We start from the raw sequence: 9944 nt of genomic DNA on the forward strand, positions 1-9944 counted from the left end.
GTACGACACCACCCTGACCCGTTTCGTCTACCAGTCGCCGACCACGCCGCGGCAGACCTTCGACTACGACATGGCCACGCGCGAGCGGACGCTGCGCAAGACCCAGGAGATCCCCTCCGGCCACGACCCGGCCCGCTACGAGACGCGGCGGCTCTACGCAAAGGCGGCCGACGGCGCGGAGGTGCCGATCACCGTGCTGATGCTGAAGGACACCCCGCTCGACGGCACGGCGCCCCTGATGCTCTACGGCTACGGCGCCTACGGCATCGCGCTCGACCCCGGCTTCTCGATCCGCAACCTGAGCCTCGTCGACCGCGGCTGGATCTGGGCCAACGCCCACATCCGCGGCGGCTCCGACAAGGGCTGGGGCTGGTTCCTGGACGGGCGCAAGGAAGCCAAGCCCAACACCTTCACCGACTTCATCGCCTGCGCCGAGCACCTGACGGCGAACGGCTATGGGACCAAGGGCAGGATCGCGGCCTACGGCGGCTCGGCCGGCGGCATGCTGATGGGCGCCATCGCCAACATGCGCCCGGACCTGTGGGGCGCGGTGGTCGCCGCCGTACCGTTCGTGGACGTGCTCAACACCATGAGCGACACTTCCCTGCCGCTCACTCCGCCGGAGTGGCCCGAGTGGGGCAATCCGCTGGAGGCGCCGGACGACTACGACCGCATCGCCGACTACAGCCCCTACGACAAGGTGATGGCCCAGGCCTATCCGCCGGTGCTGGCCACAGGCGGCCTGTCGGACCCGCGCGTCACCTATTGGGAGCCGGCAAAGTGGGTGGCCAAGCTGCGCGAATGGTCGGCAGGGCCCGCCCCGATTTTGCTCAAGATCAACATGGAGGCCGGCCATGGCGGCGCCTCGGGCCGGTTCGACTTCCTGAAGGAGATCGCACTGGACTATGCCTTCGCCGTCTGGGCGCTGGAAAAGGGTTGGCAGAAGGCATGATCGTCCGCCCAGCGATCGAGGCCGACGCCGCCGCGCTCGCCGCCATCTATGGCGACGCGGTGCTGCACGGCTTCGGCACCTTCGAGGAGGTCGCGCCCACCGGCGACGACATGGACGCGCGCCGCCGCGCGGTGCAGGACATGGGCCTGCCCTACCTGGTGGCCGAGGTTGACGGGGTGGTGCTGGGCTTCGCCTACGCCGGGCCGTTCCGCCCGCGCGCCGCCTACCGCTACACCCTTGAAGACAGCGTCTACGTGAGCCCCGAGGCCAAGGGAAAGGGCGTCGGCCGCGCGGTGCTGTCGGCGGTGATCGAAGCCTGCGAGGCGCTGGGCGTGCGCCAGTTGATGGCGGTGATCGGCGACAGCGGCAATTCCGGCTCCATCGGCCTGCACCGGTCGCTGGGCTTCGAGCAGACCGGCATCGGCCGCAGCGTCGGCTTCAAGCACGGACGCTGGGTCGACATCGTCCACATGCAGAAGCCGCTGAACGGCGGCGACGGCCTGCCGCCCGAGGGCGGCGGCGTCACCCTCAACGGTCACTGAGGCCTCAGGCGCCGATCCAGCCCGCCAGATCCTGGTTCAGCCGATCCGCATGGGTGAGCAGCAGGCCGTGCGGCGCGCCCTCGTAGACCTTCAGCTGGGCGCCGGGGATCATGGCGGCGGTGCGCCTGCCGGCCAGGTCCAGGGGCGCGGACTTGTCCTCGGCGCCGTGGATCACCAGGCTCGGCAGCCGGACCTGCGCCACTTCCTTGCGGAGATCTGTCTCGGTGATGGTGTGGTTGAGGTCGATCAGCGCCTTCAGCGACGCCTGCGCGCCCATGGCGGCCAGCCAGTCCACGGTCGGCTGCGAGGTCGCAGGCAGGACGAAGCCGCGGGCGTTCTCGGCCAGGAACTTCGGCATGTCCTGCACCCAGGTTTTGCGGCGGGCGGCGAACATCGCCGGGTCGATGCCGTCGGGGTTGTCGGCGGTGCGCATCATGAACGGCAGGGCCGAGGAGATCAGCACCAGGCGCGAGACCCGTCCCGATCCGTGGCGGCTGAGGTAGCGGACGATCTCCGCCGGACCCATGGAATGGCCCACCACCACCACGTCGTGGAGGTCGAGGCGTTCCAGCACCGCCGCCAGGTCGTCGGCCAGGTCGTCGTAGCCATAGCCTGAGCCCGGGTCGCTGCTGCGGCCGTGGCCGCGCTTGTCGTAGGCGATGCAGCGCGCCTGCGCCGACAGCGCCGCCATCTGGTACTGGAAGACCTCGCAGGTCACCGCCCAGCCGTGGACGAACACCACCGGCCGGCCCTGGCCCCAGGCGCGCACATGCAGCCGGACGCCGTCGCGGGTCTCGACTTCGGCTGGCGATGCGCTCATCGGGCGGACTCCCTTGTCGCGGGTCTGGGCCGTGGCGGCGCCGGCGGCCGACATCCCGGCCGCCATGGCCGAGATAAGCGTCCTGCGATGCATCGCGGCCTCCTGGACCCCGCCTGAGATTTGCGGCCTCAAACGGCTCCCCCGGGCGCTTCGTTGCGGCGGAAGCTTCCGCCGGGTCATCTAAAGACTCGAGTTTCGCGGGCCGAAACGGGCGGCCGGTCTCAAGGGACCTGTCGCGGCCTTGTTGCGGACCCGCTGCCGTCACGTCCTGTGACATGCTAGAGCTTCGCCCATGTCCCACCCGCCGATCGAAAGCGGGGCCGACGACATCTCGGCCCATCCCCGCCACACCGGCCACCGGTGGATCGACCTCACCCTGGCGCTGTCGGCGATCTTCATCTCGGCGGTGTCGCTGGCCGTGGCCATCGAGCACGGCCGCACCGAGCGCGACCTGGTGGCCGCCAACTCCTGGCCGTTCATCGGCGCGGTGATGGCCAACCAGTACAGCACCGAGGGCGGGCGGACGCTGGCGGCGATCGGGGTTTCGAACAGCGGCGTGGGGCCGGCCAAGATCCAGAGCTTCGAGGTCTTCTACAGGGGCGAGCCGGCGAGTTCCGGCCGCGACCTCCTGCGCCGCTGCTGTGGCCTGGGCCCGGACGAAGCGGACATCGGCCGCCATTTCGAGGTCACCGACCGCACCGTCTTGCGCGCCGGTGAGGCCAAGGCGACCTTCGGCGTCTGGCGCGACACCCCTGTCGGCCAGGCCTTCGCCAGCCATCTGACCGACTTCACCTTCCGTACCTGCTACTGTTCCATCCTCGACCAGTGCTGGATCTCGAACATGCGCGACCTCACGACCGCGCCCGTGAAGGCCTGCCCTGACCCCAAGGTCCGCTTCGACCCCCTGCATTGAGCGTTTCCCTACTAAAAGTTTAGTTGACCGGACGCCGGCGGCGGCGGAACATCTCCGAAAGAATTAGGAGATCGGTCTTGGCCCTATCCGCCCGCGGACGCTCGAACGGGGTGCTGACGCCCCTGGAGCTGCAGATCATGCAGGTTCTGTGGGACGGCGGGCCGGGCACGGTCTCGGCGGTTCAGGAGCGGCTGGGCTCCGACCTCGCCTACACCACCGTCCAGACCATGCTGAACGTGCTGCTGCGCAAGAAGAAGGTGCGCCGCGCCCAGGTCGGCCGCGCCTTCGCCTACCACGCGGCGGTCAGCCGCGACGGGGCCACCAAGGCCGCGCTCAGCGACCTGGTCTCGCGGATGTTCGGCGGCTCGCCGGAGGCGCTGCTGATGGCGCTGGTCAACACCCAGCAGCTCACCCCCGAACAGCTCGCCCGCGCCCAGCGCCTGGCGGCCGGCGAGGACCCTGAAACCCCGGACGAAGGGGAGACCAAGTGATGCAGCAAGTCCTCGTCGCCTATGTGATCAACGCCGCCTGGCAGATCCCCCTGGTGGCCGCCTGCGCCTTCGCCGCCGCACGGTTCGCAAGCCTGTCGCCCAGGGCCCGCAACCGCCTGTGGCTGGCCTTCCTGGCCTGCGCCGCCATCCTGCCCGCCGTTTCGCTGAAGGGCGTGATCCCGCATCCGGCGCCGGTGGTGGCCCGGATCGGCGCCGGCGATCCGCTGGCGACCGCCCTGCCCGCCGATCCCGCGGAGCCCATGCTGCTCAAGGCGGCTCTCGCCACGGCGCCGGCCGCCGAAGCCGCCGCCGAGCCCGAGCTGGCCCCGCCGCTCAGCCTCACGCCGGCCATCGCCTGGACCCTGACCGCGCTGGTCGCCGCCTTCGCCCTGGCCCTGGCCGTCCGCCTGGCGAGCGCCGCCCTCGCCGCGCGCCGGCTGGTGCGCGGCGCCCTCCCCGCGACCCTGCCGGACGAAGCCACCGAGGCGCTGGAGGCCCTGGCCCTGGCCCACGGCCGCCGGGCCCCGCCGGTGCTGGCCTCGTCCGCCGTGCGCAGCCCCGCGGTGGTGGGCGCGATCCGCCCCGTGATCCTGATGCCGCAGGACCTGGCCGCGGCGCCGCAGGAACTCGCCGCCGCCCTGCTGCACGAGATGGCCCATGTGGTGCGCCGCGACTATGCGGTGAACCTGGCCTGCGAACTGCTCACCCTGCCGGTCGCCTGGCATCCGGCGCTGATGGGGCTGAAGGCCGGGGTCCGCGCCAGCCGCGAACTCGCCTGCGACGCCATCGCGGCCTCCGCCATGGCCTCGCGCAAGACCTACGCCCAATGCCTCGTCTCCCTCGCCCGCAGCCTGGGTGACCCGGATCGCCACACCAACCATCGCTTGGGGGGCTCAGCCCAAGCCGCGCTCGCCGTCGGCCTGTTCGGCCGCAGCGACCTGGAGGACCGTTTGATGCACCTGATGAAACCCCGCGAGACCGACGCCCCGTTCGTCGGCGCCGCGCGCGCCCTGGGCCTGGCCGCCGTGGGCGCCAGCGTCCTGGGCTCGGCCGCCCTGCTGCACGTGACCCCGGTCCTGGCCCAGGTCGCGCCCGCGCCGCAGCCGAGGCCGGTGGCGTCCGCCGCCCTGGCCGAGCCGGCCCAGCCCGCGGTTCCCGCCACACCGACCGCGCCCGCGGTTCCAGCCGTACCGGCCGTCAAGCCGCACCATCACCTGAACATGATCTACAACCGCGACGGCGTCACGATCGAGCGTGGCCAGGGCGGCTATCGCCACAGCTGGACCGGTTCGGACGGCGTGGAGATCACCGTCACCAACGACAATCCGAGCGAGCCCACCGCCGAGCAGAAGCAGCGCTGGGAGGCCGACTCCAGGGTGGCCGAAGCCGCCGCCGCCAAGGCCGAGGCCATGGTCAACTCGCCGGAGTTCAAGGCCCGGATCGCCAAGGCTCAGGACTCGGCCAGGAAGGCGCAGGAGATGGTCAATTCGCCGGAGTTCAAGGCCAGGATCGCCAAGGCCCAGGAGGAAGGCCGCAAGGCCGCCGCCTACGTCGACTCGCCCGAGTTCAAGGCCAGGATCGCCAAGGCCACGGAAGCGAGCGTGCGGGCCGAAGCCATGGTCAATTCGCCGGAATTCAAGGCCCGCATGGCCGCCGCCAAGGAAGCCGGCGAGCGCGCCCAGGCCATGGTCAACTCGCCTGAGTTCAAGGCCCGGATCGAAAAGGCGGCGGAAGAGGGCGCCAAGGCCCAGGCCATGGTCAACTCGCCGGAGTTCAAGGCCCGGATGCAGAAGATGCAGGCCGACATGAACGCCATGGCCGAGCGCATGGCCCACGACTTCGACGACCCGCCCTCCAGGGCGACGCCCTGACCGACGCCTGATCGCTTCAGGTTCGCGCCCCCGCGGGTCCCCCGACGGGGGCGCGTCCGTTTTCGTCGGACGAAAGTCATTTCGCCGGAACGCCGATCGGCGGAAGCTGCAGGCTCCAATATTCCGCGCCCGGAGCCTCGCCATGACCCCTATCGCTTCCCGCCGCCTGATCCTGCGCGGCGCCCTGTTCGGCGTCGCCTGCGCCTGCGCCGGGGCCGGCGCGCGTGTCGCCTACGCCGCGGACGATCCGCCCAAGTCGCCGACGGGCAAGTGGACCTGCCCGCCCTGCGGCTGCCCCAACGACGGCAAGGAATTCGACGCCCCCGGCGCCTGCTCCGCGCCGGGCTGCGGCATGGACCTCGTGCCCGTTCCAAAGAAGAGCTGAGCCGCCCGGCAGCCCGGCCCCCTGGCCGGCTAGCCGCCGGCGCGGATCAGTTCAACCTGCGAGCCGGCGATCTGGCGGATCTCGCAGACCCCTTCCCAGTCGGGCATGTGCTCGCGGTGCAGGTCCATGAACGCGCGCGCGCTCGCCTCGGCGGCGGCCATGTCGGGCAGCTCGAAGATCGCGAAGCCGCCGACGACCTCCTTGGTCTCGGCGAACGGCCCGTCGAGCACGGTCAGCTTGCGCGAGCGGACCTGCACCCGCTTGGCGTCGGCCGCCGAGCTCAAGCCGGCGTCGGCGATCATCCGACCCGCGGCGACTTCCCGCTGGGCCATGGCGTGCATCGCCGTCATCAGCGCCGGCGTGGGCGCCGCCTCGGCGGCGGTGTGGATCAGGAACATGAAACGCATGGCTCGGATCGTCCTTTCGACGGCTCTGCGGCAGGGTGCTCGCATCCGATGGACGAACGCGTCGCCGCCGATCCGACATTCTGCAGCGCAAATCCCAGCGGACAGCCATGGGCCGCCGGCGGGGCAAGATCCTGAAGCAAGGGATTGGCTGGGGAACTAGGACTCGAACCTAGAATGACGGTACCAAAAACCGCTGTGTTACCATTACACCATTCCCCAGCAGGAATGGTCCCGGGGCCTGGCCCAGGGGAGGCGTGGAGATAGCGTAGGAGACCCTAGGATGCAACGCCCTCGGAACCTATCATAAATCGGGCGTTTTGGCCGCCTTGCGGGGCCGGAACCCCTCCTCTATAAGGCGCCCTCCAAGTTCGGAGTGTGGCTCAGTCTGGTAGAGCACCGCGTTCGGGACGCGGGGGTCGCAGGTTCAAATCCTGCCACTCCGACCATTCCTTTCCCGAGATCGAAAATGCGCGCGTCGCGGCCTTCCCCAGGGCGCGAGAACCCAAGGCGCGAGAACCCAAGGCGCGAGAACCCAAGGCGCGCGAAGCCCAGGCGCGCGGACGCCGGCGCGCAGATCGCTGCGCGTCGGTCGCCCGGCCCCCTTTATTCTCGGATCTAGCGCGCGCCGCTCAGGATGGCGGTGTGGCCGTTGCGGTTGTGCGCCCAGGCCGCTTCGCCCTCGCCGGTGTCGATCGGATGTTCCTTGCCGAACGAGACCGTGGTGATCCGCCCCGAGTTCACGCCGTGGGCCACCAGGAATTCCTTCAGGGTGTTGGCGCGCCGCGCGCCCAGGGCGAGGTTGTAGTCCTCGGTGCCGCGCTCGTCGGCGTTGCCCTCGATGCGGATCTGCACGGCCGGATACTTCTTCAGCCAGTCGGCCTGGGCGGCGAGCAGCGGCTCGGCGTCGTTGCGCACGCTGTACTGATCGTAGTCGAAGTAGACCCGGTCGCCGACGTTGACGACGAAGTCCCGCGCCGAGCCCGGCAGGACGGCCTGGGCGACCGCCGCCGGCCGCGAGGCGGGCGCGCCGCGCGACGGCGACGACGGGCGGGCCTGGGCCACCGGGCCGGCGGCCGGGCCGGGTTTCGGGTGCGAGGCGCAGGCGGCGAGCGCGGCCAGGCCGGCCACGGCCGCGCCGGCCTTGAAGATACGGGCGGACAGGATGCCGCGAGAGGTCATTTCCATCTCCATGAGACAAGCCAGAGCTTCTTCCGTCTTATATATCATCTCATGATATTTTGAAGCTTCCATCTTTCGCAGGTACGCGAATTCTCCGCGCCGCGCCGCGCCGCAGCGAGCCCTTGCGCCGGAATAAATATCGTCCCATGATATAAATGCCGGTCGCAGTTGGGAGGCTGATGCCGGCCAGTGAGTTCGCGGGATCGGCGTCCCCCTCTCGGGTCTGATGGCTTGGGCTCGAGTGTGTCACGCCACGACTGAGCGGCGAAGCGCCTGTCGCCGGCTCAACCGCCCCGCGCTTTCTGGAGCCCGGTGGGACGACCGCAGCCGTTCCGCCGGGCAGCCGGGGCTCCCGATCGATCCTTTCCCTTCGCGCGACTGGCCTTCCCGGCGGCGCGATCTAGAGTGGACGCATGGCGCTCGACCCAGACCGTTTCCGGGCCCTCGCGGGCTTCCGCCACGCGCTCCGTCGTTTCCTGGCGGCCAGCGAGGCGATCAGCAAGGGCGCGGGCGTCACCCAGCAGCAGTACCAGGCCATGCTGGCCATCGCCGCCTGGCCGAGCGGGGCGATGAGCATGAAGGACCTGGCCGACGAGCTGCTGCTCACCCACCACGCCGCCGTGCAGCTGGTCGACCGGCTGGCCAAGGCCGGGCTGGCGCGACGGACGCCGTCCGCCGTCGACCGACGCAGCGTCGAGCTCAGCCTGACCGCGGAGGGCGCGGCCCTGCTGGACGAACTCGCCACCCTGCACCTGAACGAGATGCTGAAACGCAAGCCGGCGCTGGGGGCCTCCCTGCGCCGCCTGCGTCCGCTGAACGGCGACTGACCCGCCCTGGGCCCCGCTCGTCGAAAACCGGTGCGCGCCGGCCCGGCTCGACTTAGAACTGGCCTGACCTAGAAGGGAGCCGTCGCTCCCTTCGCCCGCGCGCCCGGATCCCCATGAAGCAGTTCCTGATCACCGCCGCCGGGGTCTTCGCGGGCCTGCTGATCTTCATGATCGGCATCCCGTTCGTGCTGATCTCCATGGCCGCGGCGGCCGCCGGGCCCGCGCCCACGCCCTCACGCACGGTGCTGGAGCTGGACCTGCGCGACCCGCTCACCGACCAGTCGCCGCAGAGCGCCCTGGCGGGCCTGGCCCGGCGTGGCCACTCGGCCATGTCGATCGTCGAGGGCCTGCGCCGCGCGGAGAAGGACGAGCGCATCAAGGGGGTGCTGATCCGCTTGCCGGACGGCGGGGTCGAGCCCGGCCTGGCAGACGAATTGCGCTTGGCGATCAAGCACTTCCGCGCCTCCGGCAAGCCGGTGATCGCCCACAGCCAGGGGCTCTATCCCTCGGGAATCGTGACCGCCACCTACATGCTGGGCGCCGCCGCCAACGAGTTCTGGATGCAGCCCGGCGCCTCGTTCCAGGTGACCGGCATCGCCAACGAGGACCTGTTCTTCAAACGGTTCTTCGACAAGTACGGCATCAAGCCCGACTACGAGCAGCGCTACGAGTACAAGAACGCGGTCAACGGCTACCTCTACGACGACTACACCGCGGCCCACCGCTCCGCGGAGTTGTCGTGGATCGGCTCGGTCTACGCCACCGACCTGGCGGCCGCGGCCGCCGACCGCAAGATGGACCCCGCGGCGCTGAAGGCCACGATCGAGGGCGGACCCTACCTGGCCGACGAGGCGCTCGCCCATCACCTGATCGACAAGACCGGACAGGTGCACGAGGCGGAGGCCGAGCTGCTGAAACAGGCCGGCGACGGCGCCCAGCTGGTGGACTTCGAGGACTATGCCCACAGCCGCCTGCCGCGCGAGCGGGGCGTCGGCCCGGCCGTGGCGGTGATCGAGGCCGAGGGCGACATCGTCGAAGGCAAGGACCAGGGCGGGAACCCCTTCGCCGGCGGCTCGTCCATCTATTCCGACGACCTCGCCCAGGCCTTCTATGACGCCATCAAGGCCAAGGACGTGAAGGCCATCGTCTTCCGGCTGAACTCCCCGGGCGGGTCGGACACCGCCTCCGAACAGATCCTGGCCGCCATCCGCGCGGCCAAGGCCGCCGGCAAGCCGGTGGTGGTTTCCATGGGGACTTACGGCGCCTCGGGCGGCTACTGGGTCTCCTCGGAGGCCTCGGCCATCGTGGCCGAACCCTCGACGCTGACCGGTTCGATCGGGGTGTTCGGGGGAAAGATCGCCTTCGGCGACGCCCTGGCGCGGTTCGGCGTCGACATGCGCCGCCTGAGTGTCGGCGGCGAGTTCGCCGATTCGGGCTCGCCGGAGAAGCCGATGAGTGCGACGCAGGCTGCCGCCTTCTCGGCGTGGATGGACCGGATCTACGACGGCTTCGTCGCCCGTGTGGCCGAGGGCCGCCGCATGCCGGCCCAGCAGGTGC

Annotated in this window: 11 protein-coding genes and 2 tRNA genes; 9 read left to right on the forward strand and 4 right to left on the reverse strand. The window is 70.4% G+C overall.

Annotated elements, in window-relative coordinates; all coding sequences use genetic code 11:
* Window positions 1-952 (forward strand): prolyl oligopeptidase family serine peptidase (locus VGL85_RS00025; protein WP_331584686.1); only part of this gene is annotated, 952 nt, incomplete at its 5' end.
* Window positions 949-1494: an N-acetyltransferase family protein gene (locus VGL85_RS00030; protein ID WP_331584688.1), complete on the forward strand. Its 546-nt coding sequence runs from the start codon at window positions 949-951 to the stop codon at window positions 1492-1494. The genes VGL85_RS00025 and VGL85_RS00030, both read left to right, overlap by 4 nt.
* A 4-nt stretch (window positions 1495-1498) precedes the next feature.
* On the opposite strand, the gene VGL85_RS00035 is transcribed toward VGL85_RS00030, so the two are convergent.
* Window positions 1499-2407 (reverse strand): alpha/beta hydrolase, encoded by a 909-nt coding sequence (locus VGL85_RS00035; protein ID WP_331584690.1) that lies wholly within the window; start codon window positions 2405-2407, stop codon window positions 1499-1501.
* A 199-nt stretch (window positions 2408-2606) separates the two neighbouring features.
* Between VGL85_RS00035 and VGL85_RS00040 the strand changes: the two genes are divergently transcribed.
* From VGL85_RS00040 to VGL85_RS00055, 4 genes are all read left to right on the forward strand, one after another.
* Entirely contained in the window at window positions 2607-3227 is a 621-nt protein-coding gene (locus VGL85_RS00040; RefSeq protein WP_331584692.1) for a hypothetical protein, read from the forward strand.
* Window positions 3228-3304: 77 nt separating this feature from the next.
* Complete coding sequence (locus tag VGL85_RS00045) at window positions 3305-3718, forward strand: BlaI/MecI/CopY family transcriptional regulator (RefSeq protein ID WP_331584694.1); 414 nt, start codon at window positions 3305-3307, stop codon at window positions 3716-3718.
* Window positions 3718-5589 carry a M56 family metallopeptidase gene (locus VGL85_RS00050; RefSeq protein WP_331584696.1) on the forward strand — a complete coding sequence of 624 codons (1872 nt, stop codon included), beginning with the start codon at window positions 3718-3720 and terminating at the stop codon, window positions 5587-5589. Before VGL85_RS00045 ends, VGL85_RS00050 begins: the two co-directional genes overlap by 1 nt.
* A gap of 142 nt (window positions 5590-5731) precedes the next feature.
* Window positions 5732-5974, forward strand: a complete 243-nt coding sequence (locus tag VGL85_RS00055) for a hypothetical protein (protein WP_331584698.1) — start codon at window positions 5732-5734, stop codon at window positions 5972-5974.
* Window positions 5975-6003: 29 nt separating this feature from the next.
* On the opposite strand, the gene VGL85_RS00060 is transcribed toward VGL85_RS00055, so the two are convergent.
* Window positions 6004-6381, reverse strand: a complete 378-nt coding sequence (locus VGL85_RS00060) for a YciI family protein (RefSeq protein ID WP_331584700.1) — start codon at window positions 6379-6381, stop codon at window positions 6004-6006.
* A 145-nt stretch (window positions 6382-6526) separates the two neighbouring features.
* Window positions 6527-6600, reverse strand: a tRNA-Gln gene (locus VGL85_RS00065).
* Window positions 6601-6750: 150 nt separating this feature from the next.
* Between VGL85_RS00065 and VGL85_RS00070 the strand changes: the two genes are divergently transcribed.
* A tRNA-Pro gene (locus VGL85_RS00070) sits at window positions 6751-6827 on the forward strand.
* A gap of 169 nt (window positions 6828-6996) precedes the next feature.
* Here VGL85_RS00070 and pal read toward each other — a convergent pair.
* A complete protein-coding gene (gene pal / locus VGL85_RS00075; protein ID WP_331584702.1) occupies window positions 6997-7560 on the reverse strand; it encodes a peptidoglycan-associated lipoprotein Pal in 564 nt (187 codons plus the stop codon).
* A gap of 413 nt (window positions 7561-7973) precedes the next feature.
* Here pal and VGL85_RS00080 point away from each other — a divergent pair, with 413 nt between their 5' ends.
* Both VGL85_RS00080 and VGL85_RS00085 read left to right on the forward strand, forming a co-directional pair.
* Complete coding sequence (locus VGL85_RS00080; protein WP_331584704.1) at window positions 7974-8387, forward strand: MarR family winged helix-turn-helix transcriptional regulator; 414 nt, start codon at window positions 7974-7976, stop codon at window positions 8385-8387.
* Window positions 8388-8500: 113 nt separating this feature from the next.
* On the forward strand, window positions 8501-9944 hold a 1444-nt coding region (locus VGL85_RS00085; protein WP_331584706.1), incomplete at its 3' end, for a S49 family peptidase.

Origin of the sequence: Phenylobacterium sp., assembly GCF_036501465.1 — a bacterium.
In the GTDB taxonomy this organism is placed as follows: Bacteria; Pseudomonadota; Alphaproteobacteria; order Caulobacterales; family Caulobacteraceae; genus Phenylobacterium.

Coding starts and splice junctions, on each gene's coding strand:
- VGL85_RS00030 (WP_331584688.1), top strand. CDS start 949: ATGATCGTCCGCCCAGCGATCGAGGCCGACGCCGCCGCGCTCGCCGCC.
- VGL85_RS00035 (WP_331584690.1), bottom strand. CDS start 2,407: ATGCATCGCAGGACGCTTATCTCGGCCATGGCGGCCGGGATGTCGGCC.
- VGL85_RS00040 (WP_331584692.1), top strand. CDS start 2,607: ATGTCCCACCCGCCGATCGAAAGCGGGGCCGACGACATCTCGGCCCAT.
- VGL85_RS00050 (WP_331584696.1), top strand. CDS start 3,718: ATGCAGCAAGTCCTCGTCGCCTATGTGATCAACGCCGCCTGGCAGATC.
- VGL85_RS00055 (WP_331584698.1), top strand. CDS start 5,732: ATGACCCCTATCGCTTCCCGCCGCCTGATCCTGCGCGGCGCCCTGTTC.
- VGL85_RS00060 (WP_331584700.1), bottom strand. CDS start 6,381: ATGCGTTTCATGTTCCTGATCCACACCGCCGCCGAGGCGGCGCCCACG.
- pal (WP_331584702.1), bottom strand. CDS start 7,560: ATGACCTCTCGCGGCATCCTGTCCGCCCGTATCTTCAAGGCCGGCGCG.
- VGL85_RS00080 (WP_331584704.1), top strand. CDS start 7,974: ATGGCGCTCGACCCAGACCGTTTCCGGGCCCTCGCGGGCTTCCGCCAC.